Annotated in this window: 25 protein-coding genes, 1 tRNA gene and 2 pseudogenes; 13 read left to right on the forward strand and 15 right to left on the reverse strand. The window is 61.5% G+C overall.

The annotated features are described in order from the left end of the window. Window positions 1-124: 124 nt before the first annotated feature. Entirely contained in the window at window positions 125-715 is a 591-nt protein-coding gene (locus tag I6F38_RS24050) for a carboxymuconolactone decarboxylase (RefSeq protein ID WP_225162113.1), read from the reverse strand. Between the two features lie 258 nt (window positions 716-973). Between I6F38_RS24050 and I6F38_RS24055 the strand changes: the two genes are divergently transcribed. Next, window positions 974-1,378, forward strand: coding sequence for a YccF domain-containing protein (locus I6F38_RS24055; protein WP_225162059.1), 405 nt, complete (start codon window positions 974-976; stop codon window positions 1,376-1,378). A 182-nt stretch (window positions 1,379-1,560) separates the two neighbouring features. Here I6F38_RS24055 and I6F38_RS24060 read toward each other — a convergent pair whose 3' ends face one another. The 3 genes from I6F38_RS24060 to I6F38_RS24070 all read right to left on the reverse strand — a co-directional run bounded on the left by I6F38_RS24060 (window position 1,561) and on the right by I6F38_RS24070 (window position 4,143). After that, the gene (locus tag I6F38_RS24060) at window positions 1,561-1,818 is read right to left on the reverse strand and encodes a hypothetical protein (RefSeq protein WP_156436045.1); all 258 of its coding nucleotides are present in this window, start codon (window positions 1,816-1,818) and stop codon (window positions 1,561-1,563) included. Between the two features lie 109 nt (window positions 1,819-1,927). Then, complete coding sequence (locus I6F38_RS24065) at window positions 1,928-2,968, reverse strand: alpha/beta hydrolase (RefSeq protein WP_225162060.1); 1,041 nt, start codon at window positions 2,966-2,968, stop codon at window positions 1,928-1,930. A gap of 95 nt (window positions 2,969-3,063) precedes the next feature. Then, window positions 3,064-4,143 (reverse strand): LLM class flavin-dependent oxidoreductase, encoded by a 1,080-nt coding sequence (locus tag I6F38_RS24070; protein ID WP_225162061.1) that lies wholly within the window; start codon window positions 4,141-4,143, stop codon window positions 3,064-3,066. Between the two features lie 130 nt (window positions 4,144-4,273). On the opposite strand from I6F38_RS24070, the gene I6F38_RS24075 reads away from it, so the two are divergent. Then, window positions 4,274-4,350: transfer RNA gene (locus I6F38_RS24075), tRNA-Arg, on the forward strand. A 164-nt stretch (window positions 4,351-4,514) separates the two neighbouring features. Here the strand turns inward: I6F38_RS24075 and I6F38_RS24080 are convergent. The 4 genes from I6F38_RS24080 to I6F38_RS24095 are packed head-to-tail and all read right to left on the reverse strand — an operon-like array spanning window position 4,515 to window position 8,625. Continuing rightward, the gene (locus tag I6F38_RS24080) at window positions 4,515-5,678 is read right to left on the reverse strand and encodes an MFS transporter (protein ID WP_225162062.1); all 1,164 of its coding nucleotides are present in this window, start codon (window positions 5,676-5,678) and stop codon (window positions 4,515-4,517) included. Then, the gene (locus tag I6F38_RS24085) at window positions 5,675-6,844 is read right to left on the reverse strand and encodes an MFS transporter (protein WP_225162114.1); all 1,170 of its coding nucleotides are present in this window, start codon (window positions 6,842-6,844) and stop codon (window positions 5,675-5,677) included. The genes I6F38_RS24080 and I6F38_RS24085 overlap by 4 nt, the downstream gene beginning before the upstream one ends. 51 nt (window positions 6,845-6,895) lie before the next feature. Beyond that, on the reverse strand, window positions 6,896-8,257 hold the full coding sequence (locus tag I6F38_RS24090) for an NAD(P)-binding domain-containing protein (RefSeq protein WP_225162063.1): 1,362 nt from the start codon (window positions 8,255-8,257) through the stop codon (window positions 6,896-6,898). A 50-nt stretch (window positions 8,258-8,307) separates the two neighbouring features. Then, a complete protein-coding gene (locus I6F38_RS24095; protein WP_028341441.1) occupies window positions 8,308-8,625 on the reverse strand; it encodes a metalloregulator ArsR/SmtB family transcription factor in 318 nt (105 codons plus the stop codon). A 115-nt stretch (window positions 8,626-8,740) separates the two neighbouring features. On the opposite strand from I6F38_RS24095, the pseudogene I6F38_RS24100 reads away from it, so the two are divergent. After that, window positions 8,741-8,962: pseudogene (locus I6F38_RS24100) on the forward strand (metalloregulator ArsR/SmtB family transcription factor); the annotation flags it as partial. Window positions 8,963-8,974: 12 nt separating this feature from the next. Continuing rightward, window positions 8,975-9,286, forward strand: a pseudogene (locus tag I6F38_RS24105) (aquaporin family protein); the annotation flags it as partial. 696 nt (window positions 9,287-9,982) lie between these two features. Here I6F38_RS24105 and I6F38_RS24110 read toward each other — a convergent pair. The 3 genes from I6F38_RS24110 to I6F38_RS24120 all read right to left on the reverse strand — a co-directional run bounded on the left by I6F38_RS24110 (window position 9,983) and on the right by I6F38_RS24120 (window position 11,723). Next, window positions 9,983-10,237 carry a hypothetical protein gene (locus tag I6F38_RS24110; RefSeq protein ID WP_225162064.1) on the reverse strand — a complete coding sequence of 85 codons (255 nt, stop codon included), beginning with the start codon at window positions 10,235-10,237 and terminating at the stop codon, window positions 9,983-9,985. 89 nt (window positions 10,238-10,326) lie between these two features. Next, window positions 10,327-10,698 carry a hypothetical protein gene (locus tag I6F38_RS24115; RefSeq protein WP_225162065.1) on the reverse strand — a complete coding sequence of 124 codons (372 nt, stop codon included), beginning with the start codon at window positions 10,696-10,698 and terminating at the stop codon, window positions 10,327-10,329. 830 nt (window positions 10,699-11,528) lie between these two features. Next, entirely contained in the window at window positions 11,529-11,723 is a 195-nt protein-coding gene (locus I6F38_RS24120; RefSeq protein ID WP_225162066.1) for a hypothetical protein, read from the reverse strand. 711 nt (window positions 11,724-12,434) lie between these two features. On the opposite strand from I6F38_RS24120, the gene I6F38_RS24125 reads away from it, so the two are divergent. From I6F38_RS24125 to I6F38_RS24145, 5 genes are all read left to right on the forward strand, one after another. After that, complete coding sequence (locus I6F38_RS24125) at window positions 12,435-12,701, forward strand: hypothetical protein (protein WP_018273180.1); 267 nt, start codon at window positions 12,435-12,437, stop codon at window positions 12,699-12,701. A 13-nt stretch (window positions 12,702-12,714) separates the two neighbouring features. Then, window positions 12,715-12,990: a hypothetical protein gene (locus I6F38_RS24130; RefSeq protein WP_225162115.1), complete on the forward strand. Its 276-nt coding sequence runs from the start codon at window positions 12,715-12,717 to the stop codon at window positions 12,988-12,990. Window positions 12,991-13,030: 40 nt separating this feature from the next. Beyond that, window positions 13,031-13,312 carry a DUF1488 family protein gene (locus I6F38_RS24135; protein WP_225162116.1) on the forward strand — a complete coding sequence of 94 codons (282 nt, stop codon included), beginning with the start codon at window positions 13,031-13,033 and terminating at the stop codon, window positions 13,310-13,312. 43 nt (window positions 13,313-13,355) lie between these two features. Continuing rightward, on the forward strand, window positions 13,356-13,556 hold the full coding sequence (locus I6F38_RS24140) for a hypothetical protein (protein WP_069275856.1): 201 nt from the start codon (window positions 13,356-13,358) through the stop codon (window positions 13,554-13,556). 374 nt (window positions 13,557-13,930) lie between these two features. Next, on the forward strand, window positions 13,931-14,158 hold the full coding sequence (locus I6F38_RS24145; RefSeq protein ID WP_225162067.1) for a hypothetical protein: 228 nt from the start codon (window positions 13,931-13,933) through the stop codon (window positions 14,156-14,158). A gap of 55 nt (window positions 14,159-14,213) precedes the next feature. Here the strand turns inward: I6F38_RS24145 and I6F38_RS24150 are convergent, their stop codons facing one another. Both I6F38_RS24150 and rpsU read right to left on the reverse strand, forming a co-directional pair. Then, on the reverse strand, window positions 14,214-14,450 hold the full coding sequence (locus I6F38_RS24150; protein WP_225162068.1) for a hypothetical protein: 237 nt from the start codon (window positions 14,448-14,450) through the stop codon (window positions 14,214-14,216). Between the two features lie 467 nt (window positions 14,451-14,917). Continuing rightward, window positions 14,918-15,208 carry a 30S ribosomal protein S21 gene (gene rpsU / locus I6F38_RS24155; RefSeq protein ID WP_069275991.1) on the reverse strand — a complete coding sequence of 97 codons (291 nt, stop codon included), beginning with the start codon at window positions 15,206-15,208 and terminating at the stop codon, window positions 14,918-14,920. 420 nt (window positions 15,209-15,628) lie between these two features. On the opposite strand from rpsU, the gene I6F38_RS24160 reads away from it, so the two are divergent. The 4 genes from I6F38_RS24160 to I6F38_RS44055 all read left to right on the forward strand — a co-directional run bounded on the left by I6F38_RS24160 (window position 15,629) and on the right by I6F38_RS44055 (window position 17,531). Then, window positions 15,629-15,838 carry a cold-shock protein gene (locus I6F38_RS24160; RefSeq protein ID WP_225162069.1) on the forward strand — a complete coding sequence of 70 codons (210 nt, stop codon included), beginning with the start codon at window positions 15,629-15,631 and terminating at the stop codon, window positions 15,836-15,838. Window positions 15,839-15,934: 96 nt separating this feature from the next. Then, window positions 15,935-16,174 carry a transcriptional regulator gene (locus I6F38_RS24165; protein WP_225162070.1) on the forward strand — a complete coding sequence of 80 codons (240 nt, stop codon included), beginning with the start codon at window positions 15,935-15,937 and terminating at the stop codon, window positions 16,172-16,174. A 57-nt stretch (window positions 16,175-16,231) separates the two neighbouring features. Continuing rightward, a complete protein-coding gene (locus tag I6F38_RS24170) occupies window positions 16,232-16,456 on the forward strand; it encodes a hypothetical protein (RefSeq protein ID WP_225162071.1) in 225 nt (74 codons plus the stop codon). Window positions 16,457-17,396: 940 nt separating this feature from the next. Next, window positions 17,397-17,531: a hypothetical protein gene (locus tag I6F38_RS44055; protein WP_276573509.1), complete on the forward strand. Its 135-nt coding sequence runs from the start codon at window positions 17,397-17,399 to the stop codon at window positions 17,529-17,531. Window positions 17,532-17,983: 452 nt separating this feature from the next. Here the strand turns inward: I6F38_RS44055 and I6F38_RS24175 are convergent, their stop codons facing one another. Together I6F38_RS24175 and I6F38_RS24180 are read right to left on the reverse strand one after the other, a co-directional pair. After that, window positions 17,984-18,304, reverse strand: coding sequence for a hypothetical protein (locus I6F38_RS24175; protein ID WP_016843580.1), 321 nt, complete (start codon window positions 18,302-18,304; stop codon window positions 17,984-17,986). Between the two features lie 71 nt (window positions 18,305-18,375). After that, complete coding sequence (locus I6F38_RS24180) at window positions 18,376-23,199, reverse strand: NAD-glutamate dehydrogenase (RefSeq protein WP_225162072.1); 4,824 nt, start codon at window positions 23,197-23,199, stop codon at window positions 18,376-18,378. Window positions 23,200-23,300: the final 101 nt, after the last annotated feature.

Raw genomic sequence — 23,300 nt, forward strand, 5'->3', positions numbered from 1 at the left:
GGGTTGGGGTGGGGGCTTCACCACGAGCCATACTGAGGAGAGAGCCCCCACCGCCGCGCGCTGCGCGCACGTCGACCTCCCCCGCAGGCGGGAGAGGTAAGAACGCGAGACCGCTGCAGACGCCCTACTTCTCCAGCACCGCCAACGGCTGCACGCCGTTGTTCGCGGGGCCGGCCTGCATCGTGATCAGCATCATCGAGACCATGTCGTAATAGCCCATGATGGCGATGATATCCGTGATGCCGCGCTCGCCGAATCTCTCCAGCGCGGCGTTGTAGACGGCGTCGCTGACCTTCTTGTCGCGATAGAGCGCGATGCCGAGATCGTACAGCGCAGCCTCGTTGTCCTTCATGCTCTCGGGCCGCGTGCCCTTGGCGATCGCGTCCGCGATTTTCGGATCGAGCCCGCCCTTGATCGCCAGCGGATAGTGCGCGGACCATTCATATTGCGCGGTCCAGTGCCGCGCCGTGATCAGGATCGCCATTTCGCTGAGCCGCGCCGGCAGCGAGGTATTCCACCGCAGATACTCCGACAGGTTCGACAGCTTTGGTGCCAGATCGGGATTGCGGATATAGGCACGGTAGGGCGGCGCGGTGAATTTGGCATTGCGCGGCGGCGCGCTGATCATGTCGGCCCAGGCCTTTTGCGCCGGCGACAGCTCCTCCGCCTTCAGCGGCGCGAAGCGCACGGCGTCCTCGGCCCGCACGGCCGACACCGACAATGCCAGCGCCGCCAGAATCCCTGCTCCGAATATTGTTGTTCTCCCTTTTCGGTGCAGGCGTCTTTGCGCCCTGCCCGGTCGCGCGAGATTAGTGGCCGTCGCGACGGATGCAATGAGGTGCGAGCTGTCGTTCAGCGCCGGCCGCCGGTGAAGCGCCTCGTCACAGCAGGCGCGCGGTTAGGCCACACCTACCGCAGCGCCGGGCGGCGGCGTATATAAAGAGCAGTCCCAAGCGGTGCGAAGGTGTCAGCCATGCAGCCTGTGTCTATCCTCCTGAACATCCTCTGGATCCTGATCGGCGGCGCGTGGATGGCGTTCGGCTGGCTGATCGCCGCCGTGATCATGGCGGTGACCATTATCGGGCTGCCCTGGGCGCGCGCCGCCTTCAACATCGCCGTCTACACGCTGCTCCCGTTCGGCTCGCGTGCGGTGCGCCGCGATGAGGTGACCGGCGCATCCGACATCGGTACCGGACCGCTCGGCGTGATCGGCAATCTGATCTGGTTCATCCTGGCCGGCTGGTGGCTCGCGATCGGCCATGTGATCACCGCGATCCTGCTGGCGGTGACCATCATCGGCATCCCGTTCGCCTGGGCGCATCTCAAGCTTGCCGGCATCGCGCTGTGGCCGATCGGCAAGGTGATCGTGCCGGCGTGACGCTGGCCAGGCCGTCGACGGCTAGTGTCCCGAATCCGAAGTTCGCATCATTTGCCGCACCTTCGGAGCGAACTTCGGATTCGACAAGGACACTAGCAAACTTATGATTCTAGTGTGCTTTATGAATGCGAAGTTCGTGAAAGTGGCTGCCGCGAAATCGCATGAACTTCGCATTCAGCACACTAGAGCCAATCCTTCGTGGTCTGGCTGCAAGCCTGGTAGTCGCGCCGCCAGACGAAGCCAGCGCCACCACACGGCGGGCGCGGGCGCGAGGTGGCGGGACACTCATTCCTGACCCGCGCGGCGGTGCCCCAGCCGTCGATCACGCAGGCACCTCGTGAGGTCCTGTGGCAACCGTCACCGCATCCCTCTGCGGCGTTGGCCGGGGTCAAGCCGAGGAACGCACCGGCTGTCAGAAGCGTGATCAAACCTGCTCTCATGATGTTCTCCATCGAGCTGTCGGTCGTGCTGCTCCATTCGCGGCACAAGCGTAGGCGATCTCTGTGCCGCTTGCCACCGATTCCGCGCACCAATTCTGGCGTCGGGGGCTCAGCGCGCTGCTTCGCAGCCGGGGATGTCGAATACGGCGGTCAGGCCGCAGGGCGAATTGAGCATCTTGCCGCCCGCATGGCCGACGCCGGGCACATCCCACACGCTGTGGTTCGGCGCGCCGTTGTCGCGGGCCTGCATCGCGGCGGCATAGGAATGCCCGCGCGCGTAACGGTACGGCCCTTCGGCCTCCGCCATGCAGGATTTGTCGAGCGCGGGATGATTGGGGTTGGTGTCGAGCGTTCCGAGCAAATAGATCACGCGGCGCGCGACATAGGCCTGCTCCAGCGCGGCCGGCGAAGGCTCGGCAAGATAGGGCGGGCGGTTGTCCATGCCGAATTTCCAGCTGTTATAGCCATGGCAGTTCGCTGCGATCGCGGGCTCCGGCCGCTCCTTGGTGAAATAGGCGTAGGAGGATGGATTGGCGACCACATAGCGCACGCCGATGCCCTCGCGCAGCAGCACCTGGTCGCCCTTCACCGCGATCGCATAGCGCTGCACCACCTGGCCGCCGCCGGAATGGCCGAACACGACGACCTGCTGCAGGTTTGGAAACAGCTTGCGGTCGCCGAGTTTCGCCAGGATGGTGTCGAGCGCCTCGAACGAGCTCGCCGGGCTCGGCGCGAGCGCGGGCTCGCCGCCCTGCCAGCCATAGAGACTCCAGCGTAGCGTCTCCGCCGGCAGCTTGAAGGCGTCGACGTCGGACTCGATCAGGAATTGCGGCGCGATCATCAGCGCATGCTCGCCGGCATCGCCGGCAGCGGCCTGCGCGCTCAGCGCCGCGCGAAAATAGTCGTCGGCATTGCGCAGCACCCCGTGCAGCACGAGGACGGCGCGCGTAATGTCCGGCAGCGGATTGGACCAGTCGGCCGAGAGGTAGAGCGGAAAGCTCGCTTTGCCGACGGCAATCCGCGCATTGGCGATCTCCTTAACCGGCTTCAGGTCGCGCTCGGTCTGTGCCTGCGTCGCGGACGCTGTGGGTACGTGCGCCGCCGCCACGACGAGCAATGCCGCGGCCGCAAGCCAGGTCCGGTGATGCATGGTTCGACTCCGTTGCTGCCGCGAGTTCGGCTGGATCATGGCGCGTCATGCGCAGATTCACCCGTGAATTTTCGGAAAGCTTCCGCACCCGCGCCTCAGGCGACGAGCCGCCCGCGATTGTTGGCCGCGAGGATCGGGCGGATCAGGCGACCGAACCGCTCGGCCTCCTCGTCGTGCAGATAGCCGGACAGGCAGAAGGAGTGGCAGCCGGCATCGATGAACTGCTGCAAGGTCGCGGCGCATTGCGCGGGATTGCCGACCACCGCGATGCCGGCGCCGGGCCGCACCTTGGTGATGCTGGTCCACAGATGCGGCATCAGAAGATCGCCGTGGTCGCGTGCGAGCTGCTGCACGCGCTGGTTGGCCTCCGAGCGATTGTAGAGCGTTTTCATCTCCTGCTTCTGCCGCTCGGTGGCGTGGCGCACCAGCTGGTCGGCCGCCTCCCAGGCATCGGCCTCGTTCTCGCGGCAGATCACCTGCAGCCGCATGCCGAAGCCGATCGCATCCTCGCGGTCATGCGCCCGCGCCATCCGCCGAATCTCGGCGATATTCTCCGCGATGCGCTCCGGCAGGTCGCCCCAGAACAGATGAACGTCGGAATGCTTCGCCGACACCTCCCAGGCCTGCCGCGAGCCACCGCCGAGATAGAATTTCGGAAACGGCTGCTGCAACGGACGCGGCCTGATATGCGCGCCGGAGATGGTGTGAAACCTGCCCTGGAAATGCACCGGGCCACGCGTCGTCCACAGCGCCTTGAGGATCGAGACCTCCTCCTCCATCAGCGCGTAGCGCTCTTCCTTGGGCTGACGCACGCCCTCGGCCTCGACCTCGCTTTCGTTCTGGCCGGCGATCAGATTGATGCAGATCCGCCCACCCGACATCTGGTCGAAGGTCGAGATCATCTTTGCCATCAGCACCGGGTTGATATAGCCAAGCCGCGCCGCAATCAGCGGCTTGATCCGGCTGGAGCGCGCCGCCATGAAGGCGCCCGTGATCCATGCCTCCCAGCACACCGAGCCCACCGGGATCAGCAGATACTCGAAGCCGGCGTCTTCGGCGGCCGCGACCACGCGCTCGCAGAGTTCCGGCGAACCGGCGATCTGGGCCTCCATCAGCCCATAGGCGGTGGTGTCGCCATGCGAGGGCAGATACCAGCCGAATTCCAGCGGACGCATGGGCAAACTCCCTCGAAAGACGGCCTTTTTGGATGGCCTGTCATATTGTCGGGAGGCAGTTTACAGCCCTTAAGCCGTTGGACAACGCCGTTGCCGACGCGGAGCCAATCAGCTAAATGAACCCCTGCACGCACCCGTAGCTCAGCTGGATAGAGCGTTGCCCTCCGAAGGCAAAGGTCACACGTTCGAATCGTGTCGGGTGCGCCAGTTTTTCTTTGCTTACAACGCGATATGAGCGTCCGAACCGAAATTCCAGTTCTGTCTCATTCGAGCGAGTAAGCAATCTGGATAAAATCGTCGCCGAGAGCCGATAGGTTGCTAACTGACAGTGTCGGTCAGAAGTTCGCCTCGCCTAAGGTGTTGCCACTCCGTTATGGCGCTTGTCTCGCTCGCAGGAAAAAAAGCGCGATGAATGCGGAAACCGACGCTAGCGCCGTGATCCATAACGCTCCTGCACCGAGATATTCAGCAAACAGGCCAACGGCGAGCGGCGCGACGGCACCGGTCGCGCGGGCCGGAAGCGATAGCACGCCAACGCGACGGCCAAAGCCGTGCGGCCCAAATAGTGCGAGCGGTAGCGTGCCGCGCGCTATGGTCAAGATGCCATTGCCCGCACCGTAGAAGATGGCGAAGGCGGGGGCGAGCACCGGTCCTCCAGCCGCAAGAACTACTATGCCGAGTGGATTCATGACCGTCGCAAGCCGAGTCGACGCAAGAGGATGGTAGCGGCTAAGCCAGCCCGCTTCGATAATCCGCGCTGCCACCTGTGCCGGGCCGATCAGGGTTCCCGCGAGCAGCGCTGCCGCCGGTGTTGCACCGAACTGCAAGAGCAGGGAAGGCATCAAGGCAGAAAGTCCCGAACTCACAAACCCGGTCGCCGCAAAGACATAAGCCACGAGGATCATGGCGACTGTCTCGCTTTGCTGCGCCGACTCTGCGGGGCTTGCCTCATCGGGCAAAGCCGCCTGGAATGGTTTAGCGCGCGGCAGCGACAGGTTCAGCGGCAGCGCCAACGCAATGTGAATAAGCGCCCAAACCTGGCACGCAATCCGCCAGCCAAAGTGCGCATCGAGATACGTGGTGATCGGCCAACCTATCGTGCTTGCGAAGCCTGCAATCAGGGTGATGCCGGTGATCGGCCTGCGGGCGGCGTATCCATACATGCGCGTCAGTGTCGCAAAGGCGGCCTCATAGAGCCCCATCCCCATGCCAACGCCGAGGATGAGCCACGACGTGATCAACACAACGCTTCCGGACGCGAAAGAAAGAAGGACCAATCCCGCCGCAAACACGACGTTCGAAACGGCAAGCAGCCCCCGGCCGCCGAACGTATCGATGAAATGCCCAACACGCGGTCCCAGGAGGCCCGCCATGATCAGGCCGACCGAAAGCGCGCCGAAAACGAGAGTCGACGAGATCCCAAGGTCGCGGGCGATCGGATTGGCAAGAATCGCCGGCAGATAATAGGTGGAGGCCCACGCCAGCGTCTGGCTGGTGCCAAGCGCCAGTATGATTGGAAGCTGACGTTGACTCATCCCTGTGGCGCCCTCGCCCTCGACCAATAGAGCGCGACGGGGCCGAGCAGAATGCCTGCCGCGAGTACGGCAAACGCTGCCGCCCAGGCCGTGGCACTCGATGGTCCGCCCGCCGCATCCAGCGCGACGCCAAGGGCCCACGCGCCCAAAGCCGACAGACTAAAGCCAACGGTCGAATGCACGGCCATCGTTGCGCCGCGGTAGTTGGGATCGGCGGCCATCGTCATTCCCGAGGTCAACGCACCGGAATCGGCGGGTACCGTGATGGCGTAGACCAACACCAGTGGCAGCAACAGCCATGGCGATTTGTCGGCGAACGCGCCGATCAGCAGCGCCACACAAGCAGAACTCAACATCACGGCGGTGATGGCGCGATGTCGGCCGAACCGGATCGCGCATTCGTTGCCGAGGATGCTAGCCGGCATCGCGAGCAAGGAGAAAAGCACGCTGACGACGACGGGCGTCAGGAGTGAGCCTTCCGAGTTCCTCACCGCCACGAAAGTCCAGAATCCAACCAGCCAGGTGCGGATGCCGTAAAGCTCAAAGCAGTGGGCGCCATAGCCGAGAACAAAGCCCATGGCGTTGGTGTTGCGGAACACCGGCGCGAAGTCCAAGAGGCGGCCCTGCGCGGGTTTTGGCGCCACCGGCCGCAGCAGGAAGCAGACCGAAAGCATCATCAGCGGGCCCAGCGCTGTCACGAGGAAGGCTGAGCGCCAGCCCAAAGCTTCCGCAACGAGCTGCGAGACCAGGAACGACAGCCCGACGCCGAACGAAAAGCTCGACGTATACAGCGTGACCGCGCGGGATGAATCGCCGGGTGCCAGCCGGTCAGTCAGCGCCTTGAGACCGGGCATATAAGCACCCGCGAAGCCGATGCCCGCAATGGCGTTGAACAATGCTCCGGACCAGAGGCCGGTCGCAAACAGGCCGAACAGCAATGTACCGAGTGCACTGACCGCCGAGCCCGCAATCAGGATCTTGCGCGCGTCGATCCGGTCAGTCAGCGTGGCCAACACCGGCACCGTCAACATGTAGCCAGCTGCGCCCGAGCCGGCGAGAAGGCCAGCCTGCGCACCGCTCAGGTGCCATTCCGGAATCAGGAATGCGGCAAGTATCGACGGCACGACGACATGCGGGAGCAAGCTACCGAGCTGCCCCACACACATCGCCGCGATGACGGATCGCCCCTCTAGCGTCAGCATTCGCACCTTTCCGCGCTAAGCTGCGCAGCCACAGCCAGCTTTTCCTGCACCCTTCGCCTTAGCATCATCGACGCAACAGGCGTCCGCCCGTTCGGTGGCCGGCCCGCCACAGCATTCGACCTGTCCCGGTGTCGCGCCGCGGCTGCACACGCCTGTCTCGGGCAATACGAGTTCAACCCGCGCTGCCGCTTCATTGTCACCGGCAATTTTGGCCGCAATTGACCGCACCTGCTCATAGCCGGTGAGCATCAGGAACGTTGGCGCACGCCCATATGACTTCATGCCGGCGAAGTAGAATCCCGGCTCGTCCCGCGCGAGTTCGGCCGCGCCATGTGGGCGTACTGTGCCGCAGCTATGTTCATTGGGATCGATCAGCGGCGCCAGCGCGATCGGGCATTCGATGGCCGGATCGAGCTGAATCCGAAGTTCACGCAAGAATTCGAGGTCGGAACGGAACCCCGTCGCGACGATTAGTTCGTCAGCCACAATGCTCCGGTCGCAGCATCCGGCAGTGGCAAGCTTCAGGCGCTCGCCGTCACGGTCGATGCGAGTCACAGGGAAGCTGGCTTCCACTCGGATTTGCCCAGAGGTTACCAGCCCTGCCAGAGCCATTCCCAGTTCGCCACGCGCCACGAGTTTGTCATTGACGCCCCCGCCAAAAGCTTTGGCAGGATTGTCACCGCGCAAGACCCAAATGACTTCGGTGCTTGCAGCCTGAGATTTCAGATTCGTGAGTTCGATTAGCGTGCCAACCGCAGAATGCCCAGCCCCGAGCACGGCGATGACCTTTCCAGCATACCGGGCGCGATCCTTGCCGAGCACGTCGGGCATCCCGTACGCGATCTTGGTAGCGTTCTCCCGCTCGCCGAGGGCCGGAAGACCGTTTGCGCCACCAGGGTTCGGCGAGAACCAAGTACCTGACGTATCGATCACCGCATCGGCGCGAATGCTTTTCGGGCCCTGCCCGTTTTGGTAGCGAAGCTCGAAAGGCGCGTCGCCGCGGCCTTTGGTCTTGAGCTTGTCGAAACCAACGCGACTGATGTCGATCACGCGGCTTGATGTATGAATGTGATCCTTGAGCACCGTGCGGTGAGCCAGCGGTTCGAGATACTGCGACAGCAACTCACCGCCGGTCGGATATTGCTTTGGATCCGGCGAATTCCAACCGGTTGGCGCCAGCAAGCGCTCAGCCGCTTTGTCGACGTTGTATTCCCACGGCGAGAACAACTGCACGTGGCTCCACTGCCGCATCGCATGACCAATTTCCGGACCTGCTTCCAAAACGGCTGGCGTCATTCCGCGTTCAAGAACATGAGCAGCGGCGGCAAGTCCGACAGGACCTGCGCCAATGATCGCAACCGACTTCGACGGTTCCATTTTGCTTCTCCTATCAAACTAGAAATATCGAAATTTTCGACCTGAAAAGATCAGGCCGCAGTGCTTGTATCCTTACATTCGGTCGCATCGGCGCAGCATTCAGCAACTAGAAAGTCGACCAGCCCCTGCATCACGTCATAGTTGGCGTGACACGTCAGAGTCGTTGCCTCCCGCACCTGGGTGATGAGGCCGGCGGTCACGAGCGTCTTGACGTGGTGCGACAGGGTTGATGGCGCGATTTTTAGTTTATCCTGCAGTCGGCCGACGGCCAGACCAGCCTGCCCAGCGCGAACAAGGGCACGATAGATCTTGAGCCGGGTCGGATTGCCCAAAGCTTCAAGGTGCATGGCTGCGTCATCCAGTTTCATGTTCATAACCTGTCGCAACAGCTTCAGAATGTCAACTGTATTTCTAGTATTATCGAAATAAAGACGACGAATGATCGCCTAAACGGTTTTCTGATTTATCAATAATTCTCGGTATATGGAACCAGAGCAAGCCATCTTGGCACTCGCCGCATTGGCTCAGCCGACCCGGCTCGATGCTTTTCGCCTGCTGGTGAAGAACGAACCGGAAGGACTGGCGGCTGGCGATATCGCCAAGGCCCTGTCGGTCCCGCAAAACACCATATCATCGCATCTGGCGATCCTGTCGCGCGCTGGATTGATGGCGGCTAAGCGTTTCGGCCGCTCGATCGTATACCGCGCCGAACTCGAGGTCGCAGCTTTTGGGCTGGTAGTAACCATTCTTGCTGGCATTCGCTTTCAACGGAGCGCGGTTCCCTGGCTCGTCGGCCTTTATATCACGGCCGCGTACTGGTTCACCGCCTCAACGTCTTTCGCCAATCCAGCTGTTGCAATTGCGCGCTCGTTTACCAACACATTCTCGGGCATTCGCCCCATCGACCTTCCGGGTTTCATCGTCGCTGAACTCTGCGGCGCTGTCATCGGCTTGCTGGCAACGACCTGGTTACTGCGGTCGAGCCCCGACGCGACATCGCTGAATCCCGAGACCAAGTTGTGGGCGTGACCATTACGACTACCAAGATTGCTTCACCTCGCGGAACACGCTGGCGACGTTGCCGCAGCGGTTGTAGCAATCCGGATGCCGGAGGCGGGCTGGCAACGAGCCGCAAGAGCCGCGTCATCGTGACCCAGCCGTCGCACGGTCCGTGATGCGGGCGAACGAGAAGCGTTGTTCTGAGATATTTCAGCAACCGCGGCAGATAGTTTTCAGCTTGGCAGCTGTCCGAGCTTCATCTGCTGCAAACGGGTCTTTGTATGGAGGCCGCCCTGCGTCGCTTTCAACGATTGCGGGCTTTTCCAATTTCGGAGGATAGGCCGCGTCGTAGCAGGCCAAGCGTGCGGTCGTGCCTCCGATGGCGCGACAGTCCGGCCCCTTGGCGATGGCGCTTTGCACGCATGTAGACAAAACCAGTACTGCGATAATACTTCGCATCGAATTTCCTTTGCGCATGTGGTCGCTTGCCGCATGGTTACGAAACCAAAATCTACTTCCAGGGAGGCCACTTCCATCCGACACCTTGAAGAGCCAACGGGCATAAAGTCACTTGTACTGCTGTAGGCTCCTGCATTGATCGTTGCGCCACCATCCCGCTGGAATCGGGACTTAGCTGCCATGCTCCGATCTTCGGCTCGGCCGCCGCCGCGATTGTCCTGATCTTTGTCGACTCGGGCAGCGCGCCGCCAGACTTCATTGCTGATATCAAGGCATCGAATCGAACTCAGCAGGCACCCGACCTGCTCGAAAGAACACAGTCGGCTGGTCGTCGTAGTCGCCCGTCTCGGTATCCGAACTTGTCGAAAAGGCAACGACGCCTGCCTTGCTCATGGCAAGCCTTTCCGCAGTTCGACGCGCACTTTCCTCGCTCCGGCACGCAATTGGCGCACCAGCCTTTAACTGATCGCCTTTCGCAGGGTCAAAGGATTGAACGAGAAAGTGCGTCTGACGCGACATCATGACCGCGCTTCAGGACCGTCGTCCATTTTCTACCGAACAGCTATGCATTTCCTAACGCACAGTCTCGGTCCGGCTTGCTGGTACGCTCGTCAACTCTTTGTCGCTGCGTTTGCGAGCTCGTTTTCGATCCCGGTGGCACAAGCCTTGGCGAACGAGTAATCCATGCTCGTGGATGCCACATTCTTCACGAATTCGCTGACGACGTTCTCTTTGGAATAAGCGCTTGCCGCCTTGAATTTGGCGAGAGCGCCGTCCGCGGCTGTGAACTGAGCGACGCAAAGCGGTACCAGAACGGACATCCGGCCGCTGGTCTCCGCCGTGGTGCGCATGATTCTGGCGCTTTCCCCCGTGACCCAACCGCCCCAGATAAATCCAATCGCCATGGTTGCCACCGCGCCGAACGCGATCCCTTGAAGGAAGCGGGTCCGTGCCTCGCCTTGCAAGATTGCAGGAAGTTTCATGAAGGTCGCCTTTCTTGAGCGCGCGCAGAGACGCAACTGCGACGCTGACGTCGCCGTGATAAACTCAATGTTATGATTGCGCCTTCCGATGGCACGTGAGCTGCTGCTACGACGACTGGCGGCGACTTCGGAAGTCGCTGCTTCATGGGCAGCTTCGAGGTGAGCATTTTGCTAACCTGTACACGGACGCTATATGGCCGGCTTGATGGTGTAAAGGACGTTCTGTTCTGCGGCGGACTGCGCGCGCAAATTGTCATTCGTGTCGTGAACGCTACTGGTGACCTTCTGCGGACGAACGGCGCGCAATGGTTTCCTTGCGGGTGGTCCTTTACGCCGCGCCTCTGTTGCAGACCGGTGTGACTTGAAACTGCGCAAGCGTTAGCCGAACATCACATAATTCTGGGACGAACTGCCGGAGAGGGATTGCGACGGTTGGCTACTTCCACTGCCTATCGGATAAAGTCCTCGACGATTGGCCCCGATTTGCGAAGCACGTTGTGGCATGCCCCGTCATCGCCGGTCAGCGCGACGGCCATCCCGACGAAACCCTCCTCCGCAGTGGCAATTCACGATGAATAGTGATGGCCTGCTTGTCGCTCATTCGCGGGAGCAACGTCACGGTATTAGCACCTGACATTTCGAGCACTGAAAGCTGCTGGTGTCCGGATCAATGCAGACAAATCCGACCGGCACGTGATCGGCGCGGGTAGCGGCGTCTCCCCTCACATAGGCGTAGCCATCCGCCTGTGAGAGCCGTGCCACGTCCAGCCTCCCACAACGAGGACACTCAAGATCTACAGTCCATTTGTCGCGCAGGGTCTCGCGCTCGGTCATTCGCGGCTTTTCGGGGCAGAACCACGCGACCCGAGCTCATCGGCCTTGCCAGAATCAATGAATTCCTGGGCCTGCGTCTCAGTGGCGAAGGTGATGAGTCCATTGCCGACTACACCGCCCTCGAGGAGTTCGGCCACTGCGTATTTGCCGCCAATCGAGGGGCAAGTCGTCCAACCGATGCGGCTTTTCATTCATCGAATATGCGCCGTGGCCGGTCAACATACCAGCCCGAACCTCACCACAATCGTACTGACCCATCGTCGAAGATTGAGGAATGCTTGGAACTCGGCTAGCTTGGCACCATCACCGATCCGATCTGGGCATTTCCGGTGACAGAGAGACGCTGCAGCGCTCCCGCCTTATTCGGGAGCAATTGCATGCGTAGGTACTTTTTTGATCATCGCGAAGGTGACGAGATGATCTCCGACGAACAGGGATAGATCTCGTTTCGCTGGAGGCTATGCATCACGAAGCAACCTTGGCGCTGGCACACTTGGCCAAGGATGAAGTTCGACGCTGCACGATCGATGCTCCTGCACGCCGTCTCGCAATCAACGTTCGTGACGAAGATGGGCCGGTCTTACGGGCGACGTTCACCTTCGAGATTAGACGGTTCCAGTGAGGCCCCATATCCGCCTCCCGCTCGGCGCAAGAGGTCGACCACCGGACGCTCCTCGTCTTTGGCGGGAGCACAATTAACTCTCAGTGACCGATGGATGCCGACCAATGGGCTGTTATGGGGCATCATGACGCGTCCGCCGCTGGAATAGCGAGCGCTTTGAGGCGTACCGGCCGCGACATCGGACCGCGAGAAAGCGTTAGCTAATGCCGTCGAAAGAGCGCATGGTGGCTTATGGGCGAGCCGACATCGGCGCCCGAGCATTGGCAAAAGGCGGGCGTACATGAAAACTCGCTCGCGACGGGAAGTCGTCACCTTCAAGCATTCGTTCCAGATCAGGGGCATCGATCACCCTCTGCCTGCCGGACGCTACGAGGTCATCACAGACGAGGAGATGATCGAAGGGCTTTCCTTCGCGTCTTATCGCCGCGTTGCGACGATGATGATCGTGCCGGCCGCCTCGCACGGCGCCAGGATGGAGATGTTTTCCATCGGTCCGGTCGACCTGGCGGATGCACAACGGATCGACGCGAGCATGCCAGATGAGTGACTAACCGCTCGATCTGGATAAACATCGCGGGATTGCAGCGCAGAAAGCGACGGAAATCCGCCGCGCAACAACGGATGTCGAGAGCCGTGCGCGGGAGCTGCGCGAACGGCAAAGCGGGCTGGAAAGCGGACTGATGTCGCTCGCCGCGACCTCCTGGCCGGAAGCCGCCGCCAAGGCACGGTACGTGCTGAATATCTACGCTGCGAGCCTTTCGCCTGACGACACGAGGCATCGCGATCTCGTCGCGGCGATTCTGGCGGATTTTGCCCGACTCGATGGACAGAGCTGAAGCTGCGCCGGCTTCGGCCAACCGCAACGGGTTTAGTCGCATGGCACTTGAACAAGCTTGTTTCACCAGTTTCGAGTACGACCGCATGATCGTCCAGTTCTCGATGCGTGACGGCGCGAAGGTCATTCCCTGCGCGATCTCGACCTCCGCGATGGATGAGCTGGAGGGTGCGGGACGCGCACCGTCGAGCGAGCGCGAAGCGCAGTTCATGCGACTGCGAGAGCGCATTGAAGCCCGCGCCACCGTCAAATACATGGCGGACGAGTTCGAAGGTGTGCCCGCCGGGATTATCCTGAGAAGCATCGACTTCAGGAAGCAGTGAGGGTCGCAGGCCACCGAGGTCGCGAAAACAAGGGAGGTCACGCTTGAAGGGCGACATAGTCAACAGTGATGGCGTACATGTCGCCGTGGTGATCGATTCCGCTATTTTCGACCTTAAGGGCCGGAAGCTTTACGATCTGAAGGGAAGCAGGATTTATCGGCTCTCCGGTGAACTGGTGGGTCACCTCAACGAAACCGGAGGCGCCTTAAGACGGCTCGACAAGGCGACGGACAGCTTGTTCTAGCAGCTTCAGCACGGAAGCGTTGTCGCTAGGAACCGGGATGACACCAGGACGTTTGACGAAGGCGGCGCGAGGTCACGAATCGTAAGGCCGTCGCCGCTGACGGACGAACGCACCGAGGCCTAAGCCGAAGTCGCGCCTCCCGAGACCCGTCTCATAACTTGGGGGTGTGGAGTGCCAGGGATGATCAAAGTCGAGCCTTTGGCCGCCAGGATTCAATCGCCGCGGCGCGAGAAGCCAACAAGATGTTCCGAAAAGTGGAGGCCGCGCCGAGCGAGCATGCCAAAGCCGACAAAGCGTTCCAAGCCAACCGCGAGCGTCTCAAAGCCGAGCGATTGGCGCGAGAATCCAAGCATCCCGCCAATAAGGCCCGCTAGATGACGTCGCTTCATCGCGAAGCGAGGCAGGCGATCGTTCGCGAATGGGATCACTGGATCAAGACGCAGCCGCTTGATGGAAAAGCCTGCGCACGCGACGCGCGGCGATTTTTCCTCGAGATCAAAGCCAGACGCGAGCCAACATTACTGGATTTTCGGTCAGGCGCGGAGGACAAATGGCAGATCGTCCATCAATGGCTCATGGCGGAGCAGCGGATCTCAAGCTAGGCAATTGTGACCAGGCTGAGAGCCGAACGCGAGAAAGGCCGCCAGCTGCAGCGCCTTACCGCCTCGTCTCGTTTCTGTCGAAAATGAGAGCGGCTTGGAATACGCGTCCAACGACGGTTCTCACCTCAACCGAGAGGTCCGGTCGATCGTCCAGAGTGGCAAGATCACGCGCCAGGCCTGCCAGCGATTCTGCTGCCTCGACTTCAGCTTCACGCTGCGTTGCAAACTCCATCCCTTCCTCATCGGGATAAATTCCGTTGTCGTCCCTGATGTCGAAGTAGTAGCGGATCATCCGCATCTCCTTTCGGCGGCAACAGATGGTATGCGGATTTCGTTCCTCGTTATTGACACGGTCAGACTTCTGCTCCCTCGCGATGCCTTTTCAATGGATCTTGCGCAATGGTTGGGGTCCCGGACGCTTAGGAGTTATTTGAGGAGCCCCACAGAGAGCATAGCGAATAGAGCGTCATCACCCTCAATCTGCGCCGTTTCTCGGCTGGTCGCATACCCGTAGGCCAGCTCAACGTTTGCTTCGGAAACGTGCCATTTCCAGCGCGTGGGCTCTTGAGGCGTCACGGTGACCTCTAGCAAGCGAGGTGTGAAATAGGTTTTCATATGCGCCCTAACCCATCCAATTCCTAGGCATATCCAGCTGCCACAATCCAACTGAGCAAATTGAAAGCTCTGCCTCTCGCTGAGACCATCCGGCTTCGATAAGTTTCACGCGACATTCGGACCCGTCGTTTTACCTCAGCGGAGTCAACCCGGCCGATATCCTTGCTGGGTGACGGTGACCTGCGGCAAAGGCGGCTTGCGCTCTGGAAGTTTTTTCTTCGGGGGCGCCGGCAGCAATCCTTCGCGGATCGCCTGCTTCCGAGCGAGCTTGCGGGCTCGACGAATGGCCTCCGACCTTTCTCGCGTCTTTCTTTCCGAAGGCTTCTCATAGGCGCGGCGTTGCTTCATCTCCCGGAAGACGCCTTCGCGCTGCATCTTTTTCTTCAGGACTCGAAGTGCCTGGTCGATATTGTTGTCGCGAACAAGGACCTGCATCAAAACTCCTCGGTGGCTGCGAACTGGAATAGTCCTGCACGCAGCCTTCGCGCAGGGGACGTTTACAATTGTGAGGATGAGAGTAACGGCGAATTCTTCGCCGGCTTCGAACAAGCCGGTCTGCTCGCCATGCCGCGGTTGGTAGAATACCGGATCACTACCACACGGCCGTGTCAATCGATTAGGCTTCCCTCGGCGGGCCCGTTCGAGGCTCTCGATCGGCGGCGGAGGCGCCCAACTGAAACAAATCAGCCCCATCCCTTGTGTATGGGCCGCACATAGCGTACATGTGGGCTGTATTCGATTAGCCGCTGTGCCTTGTTGAACGCGCCCGCGGGCTCCTTTTCCAAAGACATCGACGAAGTTGAAATCATCGCGTGACTGTCACGCGGTGCGCGCTCGTGCGCTTTGGAGAGCAAGATGACGACAGGTACTGTTAAGTGGTTCAATAGCCAAAAGGGCTTCGGTTTTATCCAGCCGGAAGACGGCAGCAGCGATGTGTTCGTTCACATCAGTGCGGTCGAACGAGCCGGTCTTTCGAGTTTCGCGGAGGGCCAAAAGGTCCACTACGAGGTCAAGACCGACAGGATGCGGGGCAAAGTCAGCGCTGAGAGCCTCTCGCTGGCGTGAGTTTCGTCGTGTCGTTTCACGGATGTACTGAAACGGCCATGCTGCCCGCTCGATCTCAGGATTGAGCGGGTTTTGCCTGTTGGAGAGTGGGTGAGGATGAGCGTCAGGAAGCCGGCAGAATCATCACCCGAAAGCATGGCGCGTGCCAACCGAAAGCGATTGGCCGCTGAAGAAGGAGCGAGCGCGATGGCGGAGGTCGGAAGGCAGGCCATCGAGGTTCGCAGGAACATGGCGCGACTTCGAGAGCTCCGTGAGACCAGGGAAGCCGCAGCGACGCGTCTGGCACCGTTGCCGGCGCCTACGCCAAAGAAGCGCACCAGGAAGTTGCCGCGATAGTCAACTTCGGCAGCGGTCGATGATTTTGCCGAAGACCAAGCCTCACCAAGCCGGAGCATGCAGATCGTGCGTAGAGCCAAGTCACACGGCGACGGAACGATAACGTTCTCTCTTGCGCTCGGCGCAGATCGACAGATGTGCCGGCTCACAACGACATTTCAGACGGACAAGCAAGCCCTTAGTTATCTTCATAAGTACCGGACGGAGCTGGAGCGGATGGCGCGGGCGCGCCTTGCCTCGGGGCAGCTTGAAGACGGGATCGTCGTGCTCTCGATGCTCTAGTTTTTGGCCGGAGCCGCGACGCCACGCTATTTGAAGCATCTTCAAGCGACCTCGCGTGCCAAACGCCGCACAAGCTTCAAGCGACTCAGCAGACGCTTGGCATCTCCTCCCAATCACGGCCGAAGACGACTATTCGATCCTCATCCAAAGCGGCCTTCAATGCACCCGACTCGACTGCCGCTCCGTTCCAGCGGCAGCCATCCAAAATGAAATAGGGACCGCGTTCTAGCGGCCCCCGCCGGATAATCAAAAAATGATCTTGATGAAATAACCCGGTATCGGACCCTATACCCCTCCAGCTGCAAAGCAGATTCCGTAGAAACACGGTGAAACAAAAAGGTCCGGCGCAACGGCTGTTGGGGAAATGCCAATTCCCGCGGACGCTTTATCTGCCAGTTACTGACGCGGACGCGAATTGCAGAGCTGCGCTCTGACGGTTCGGCTAGAGCGAGAACTTGGCCTCCAAGTCTTCGCCGCGCACCGACTTTAGCTTCGCTACCGGCACACGGCGTTTTAGTGCTCGCTATTGACCAGCCACAGGCGTAGGGTGGCTGGTATCACCGTATCATCAACGGCATCGACCGGTGACTGAGGGTCACGTGCGCTCCCGCCAATGAACCAGCAGGAGCGTTCGATGTCGCGTTTTCGTGCCTCGGAGTGGATCGTCCCACCGGTAATCGTGCCGCTGTTTCTTCTGCTGCTCGTATGTGCTGCGGCCATTCTCAACGGCTAGCACGGCTCTCTTGGCGGCCTGCTCGGGCACAGGGAGAACTTATCACGCAGACGCCACTTTCGGTGCGGCGCGGAAAGACCGTTATGATGCGCCTTGCGCGAACCCGGCGCGAGGGCAACATGGGCGTCCGCATCGTTACGTCGCCCTCCACGCATATTGCAGCCGAATGGGTTGGAAGAACTCAGACCCCAACTGGAGATAAACATCATGGCCAAGGGACAGCAACGCGGCAATCGCGAAGCCAAGAAACCGAAGAAGGAAAAAGCAAAGGTGATTGCAGCGGCGCCGAGCCGCAAAGAGGCCAGCTGGCAGCCGGACTTTGGTCCTGCAAAGAAGAAGTAGGCAGAGGTTGAAGCTTTAGCTCGACGGCTTCCAATATCCCGAGCGAATGACGCTGGAGGTAGTTCGTCAATTCCCTCTATCGGTCCTGGAAAGCCATTTTCGTCATCACAAGCGGCACAACGCCGTCAAGCGTTGAAGCGATCGCTGACGACACTGAGCTTCTCCTTGATGCATATCGACGGCGGGTACTGAGGCGACAGGCGCTCCCGCCTCCTAGCTGGAGACTCTCCATGTGCGAGAAGTGCATCGAACTCGACAGGAGAATTGAGCATTACCAAAAGCTCTCAAGCTGCGTAACCGACCAAGCCGCGCAAGAGGGAATCCGCTTTCTTATTGCAAAGTACTGCGCGGACAAGAAAGCAATACATCCGGATCAGGGATGAAGCCGGCTTTGACTGCCGAAGAGGCCGTGCCGCCGTTCAATTGTAGCCTTTGCTGCACTCCCCGCGGCTTTAAGGGATTCTTGCCACAACGTTAGGCCGGTTTTTCTCGAGCCAGGCGACGGCCTCGGGTCCATCGACGACACACTCGAAGGTTTCCCAGGTTGGGTCCTCCAGAGATTCCAGTTGCAGTCGCTTCGCCGCGTACTCAACGAGGTCGTGCAGGCGTTCGTATCCTTGTCTGTGCTCGAGGGAATCTGCAATCGCAGTGCTGGTCCATCCTCGTTGGGCCAAATCGATAATGCTCGGAGCGTCAGCCTCGCTGAACCAAGGTGTGGCATCGAACTCGATGCAGCGAACATTGTCGGCGGTATGACAGGTGGCGTGAATCATTGGATGCCTCCGTTTGCCGGCTAACTACCTGCGCCAGCATTGCGCTTCTCACATCGCTGCCTCGCACGCCCTCAGGCCTTGACCAGGTCCCCCAGCAGGTTCGCCGCCACCGTCAGCTTGGCGAGGGTCAGGCCGCTGGCAGCGATCTCCTCGACCGAGCGGCGGATACGCGTCGCCTCGGGGTGAGCCGCGAGCCAGGTCTCGACGGCCTGCTGGCCAGATCGGCCGGTTGCCAGCATATCGGCGGCCAGTCTCCTTTCGGCGCCGGCGATCTGCTCGACGGCGCGATCGATGGCCATGCGTTCGAAATAATCATTGGCCGGCACACTGCGTGCGGCGGCGATGATGCGGTCGAGACGGAAATTCGCCTCGGCGGCGTAGAAGGTCGCGGCGGCATCGCCGATGGGGCGCGTGGTGCGCTCGGCAACCGTCACGATGTCGGGAGCCGAGACCAAAGCATCAAGATCGGCGAGCTCTCCGGCGAGGCCGGCCGGGACACCAGCGTCGGCGAGTTCCTGCCGCCGCTTGACGCGCGCGGCTTGCAAGTCCGGCGGCAAGGCAGTGTCGAGCCCGGCAACGATCTGGCGGATCGCCGGGCCGAAGCGCGCGACGACGGCCTCCAGCCCGTCCTTGAAATCGACATTGCGCACGTACCAGACCATGCGGGAGAGCAGGAGGTCCTGCACCGAAGCGTAGAGGGACAGCTGCAGCTGCCCGTCGATGCAGGCGTCGAGCGCGTCGATCGCGTCATTGAGCCACTTCAGGCCGAAGCATTCATCGACCGCCACATAGGCCATGACGATGGTCGGGATATCGGCGTCGGTCTCGTCGATCAGGCGCACGACGCAGGCCGGCCCGCCGCGATTGATCACCGCATTGGCGAGACTGGTCGCGATGATCTCCCGCCGCAGGCGATGCAATCCGGCCGCGGTCGGGAATTTGTCCTGAACCTCGCGCGGAAAATACTGGGATAGTTCGCGGGCAAGATAGGGGTCATCGGGCACGCTGGTGACGAGCAGGTCATCGTAGAGGGTCAGCTTGGCGTAGGCGAGCAACACGGCAAGCTCGGGCCGCGCGAGGGACTGGCCGCGCCGTGTGCGCTCGGTGAGCGCGGCATCGTCGGGCAAGAACTCCACAGCGCGGCTGAGCAAGCCGCGCTGTTCGAGCGACTGCATCAGGCGGGTGAGGAAGCCGGTCTCGGCCACACCCTTGCGCTCGGCCAGCGACAGCGCCAGCGTCTGCAGATAGTTGTTGCGCAGCACCAGCGCGCCGACCTCGTCGGTCATCGCGGCAAGCAGGCTGTTGCGGTCAGTGGGACTGAGGCGTCCCTCGCGTTCGGGGCGCGCCAGCGCGATCTTGATGTTGACCTCGACGTCGGACGTGTTCACGCCGGCCGAATTGTCGATGGCGTCGGTGTTGAGCTTGACGCCCTTCTGCGCCGCTTCGATGCGGCCGCGCTGGGTAACGCCGAGGTTGGCGCCTTCGCCGATCACCCGGGCGCGCACGTCGCCACCCGCGATGCGGATCGGATCGTTGGCGCGGTCCCCGACCTGATCGTCGCTTTCCCCGGAGGAGCGGACATAGGTGCCGATGCCGCCAAACCACAACAGGTCCGCGCGAGCCTTCAGGATCGCCGTCATCACCTCGAAAGGCGTGGCTTGCGGCTTGTCGAGATCGAGCAGCGTGCGCACTTCCGGCGCAAGCGGGATCGCCTTGAGCGAGCGCGAGAACACGCCGCCGCCCTGCGAGATCAGCGACTTGTTGTAGTCCTGCCAGCTCGATCGCGGCAGATCGAACAGGCGCTTGCGCTCGGCGAAGCTGGTCGATGGATCGGGCGAAGGATCGATGAAGATGTCGCGATGATCGAAGGCCGCCACAAGCCTTGTCGCCGGCGAGAGCAGCATGCCATTGCCGAAAACGTCGCCCGACATGTCGCCGACGCCGACCGCGGTGAACGGCATGGTCTGAATGTCGGTGCCAAGCTCGCGGAAGTGGCGCTTGACCGCCGTCCAGGCGCCGCGCGCCGTGATCCCCATCTTCTTGTGGTCGTAACCCTGGCTGCCGCCGGATGCGAAGGCATCGCCGAGCCAATGGTTCTTCTCGGCCGAGATCGCGTTGGCGACGTCGGAGAAGGTGGCGGTGCCCTTGTCGGCGGCAACGACGAGGTAGGGGTCGTCGCCGTCGTGGCGCACGGTCGATTCAGGCGGCACGACGATGTCGCCGTCGAGATTATCGGTGAGTTCGAGCAGCGAGCGAACGAAGATGCGATAGCTTTCGGTGCCCTCCGCGAGCCAGGCGTCGCGCTTGGAAGGCGGCGGCAGGCGCTTGGGCACGAAGCCGCCCTTGGCACCGACCGGCACGATCACGGCGTTCTTGACCTGCTGCGCTTTCACCAGGCCGAGGATCTCGGTGCGGAAATCCTGCGGCCGGTCGGACCAGCGCAAGCCACCGCGCGCAACCTTGCCGAAGCGCAAGTGGATACCTTCGACACGAGGGGAATAGACGAAGATCTCGTAGAGCGGTCGTGGAGCGGGCAAGTCGTCGATCCGGCGCGCCTCGAACTTGAAGGAGATCACCGGACGCGGGTGTCCATCCTCGCCGATCTGCCACAGATTGGTGCGAACGGTAGCCTGCACCAGATTGGTGAAGCGGCGCAGGATGCGGTCTTCATCGAGCGAAGCGACGGATTTGAGCTGTTCCTCGACCTCGGCAAGCAAAGCCGTCTCGCGCGCCGCGCGCTCGGCGTCCGTCAAGGCGAGGCGCGGATCGAGGCGGGTCTGGAACATCGCGACCAGGCTGGCCGTGATCGCGGCGTTCTTGCGCAAGGTCTCCCACATGTAATCCTGAGTGAACGGAGCGCGGATCTGGTGCAAATAACGCGACAGCGCCCGAATGGTCGAGACTTCCCGCCAACTTAGGGCGGTGCGCAGGATCAGGCCGTTATATCCGTCGGATTCGGCGCGATCGGTCACCACCGCCATGATCGAGGCTTCCAGGCGATGGCTGAATTCCGGGTTGATCTCGATGGGCTGGCCGTCACTGGTCTCGATCGTCATGTCGTGCAGCCATACCGGCGCAGGCCTGGTACCGGGCACGACCTGATAGGTGCGTTCGTTGACCACGCGCAGGCCGTGATTTTCGATCACCGGCACGCGGTAGGACAACGACAGCGGTACGGCGTCCGAAAACACCTTCAGGCCGAAGCGCCTCGGATCGTCGGCTTCGATGCGGTAAACCGAAATCGTGACCGGGCGGGCCGGCGTCAGCTTTTCGACGGTCGTGATGTCGGCGATCGCCTGTTCCGCGCCGAACACCTCGGTATAGCCGCCGCTGAAGGCCTGGGCATATCGGTTGGTGAGCATGCGCGCCCGCATGCCATCGGTCGACGCGGTGAGCGCGGCCTTCAGCTTGTCGGCCCAGGTCGCGGCAATGGCGCTGATCCCGGCTTCGAGCAAGGCGCGGTCGACGACGGGCGTTTTGCCTTCATAGCGCCCGATGATGAAGTGGACGCGCGCAAGCGCCCCTTCCGGGAATGACACGTAGGAGGCGGACAGCTTCCCTTTGTAGGCCTGCGCCAAAAAGGCTCCGACGCGCGTGCGGACGTCGGTGTCGTATTTGTCGCGCGGAATGAAGGTGAGGATGGAGACAAAGCGATCGAACTTGTCGACCCGCGGCAGCGCCCGGACGCGCGGACGCTCGTAGAGGATCAGGATCTCGATGACGAAGTTGTAGAGCGTGTCGACGTCGATCTGGAACAGCTCGTCGCGCGGATAATCTTCGAGAATATGCATCAGCGCCTTGCCGGAATGGCCGTTCGGGTCGAAGCCCGCGCGCTGCAGCACCCGCGAAACCTTGTGGCGGACATAAGGGATCTGCCGTACCGAGCGAGTATAGGCGCCCGAGGTGAAAAGGCCGACGACGCGCAACTCGCCTTCGAGCCGGCCGTCGGGCGAGTAGAGTTTGATGCCCACATAATCCATCCGGGTGCGGCGATGGACGCGGCTGGAGACATTGGCCTTGATGACGATCAGCAGGGTCGGCTCGTGCATGAACTCGCGGATTTCCGGCGTCATCACCACCATTTCGCTGCCGCGGCGCAGGACCTTCACGTCCGGATCGCGCAGGATGCCGAGGCCTTCGCCGGTTGTAATGTCGTCCGACGTGTCGCTGTCGGGCGAGAAGCGATATTTGCGCACGCCGAGGAAGGTGAAATTGTCCGCGCAGAGCCATTGCAGGAACTGATTGGCTTCGGCGAGTTCGTCGATCGGCAGCGGCGGCGGATTGGAAGAGAACGTCTTGATCGCTTCCTCGACACTGTCACGCATGACGCGCCAGTCGGCAACGCAGGCGCGGACATTGTTCAACGTCCTGGTCAGGCCGTCGATCAGCTTCTGGCGATCGGAATCCGCGTCCAGGCGGGTGATGTGGAGATGAATCAGGCTTTCGCGCGCGCCCTTTGCTCCCTCCGGCAGTGCTTCCCCGTAGAATCGCAGCAGCTTGCCCCCTTCATCGCGCTCCACGGCGATGATCGGGTGAGCGACCAGGGTGACCTCGAGGCCCTGCTCGGCGAGCTCCGCCATGGTGGAATCGAACAGGAAAGGCATGTTGTCGTTGAGAATTTCGAGCACGGAAATCTCGCGCCCATTCGGCAACGTCGGATTGACGACGCGGATATCGGCGCTGCCGGCCGTGCGACGCTGCACGTGCTCCCAGGCTTGCTCCGCCAGTTGGGCAAGCGAGGCGGCATCGTAATTGGCGAGATCCTCGATATTGGTGTAGCCGAACAAGGGCTCGGCAAAGGCCCGGGGGCTCTTGCCCGCTGGCACGCTGCCCGCTGCATCGCGGATCAGGGCTGCCCGGGCCTTGTCGTCACGCCACGCCATAATGTCCTCCATTTGCCGTGCCGTCCGATCGCAGCCGCGACCATCCGCTTGATTCTGGAGTGCATCTCTTCGTGCGTCGCGATCGAATGCTACGCGAAATCCTAGCTTCGACG

It is taken from the genome of Bradyrhizobium sp. BRP56 (assembly GCF_020194035.1).
GTDB classification, from domain to species: Bacteria; Pseudomonadota; Alphaproteobacteria; order Rhizobiales; family Xanthobacteraceae; genus Bradyrhizobium; species Bradyrhizobium australafricanum.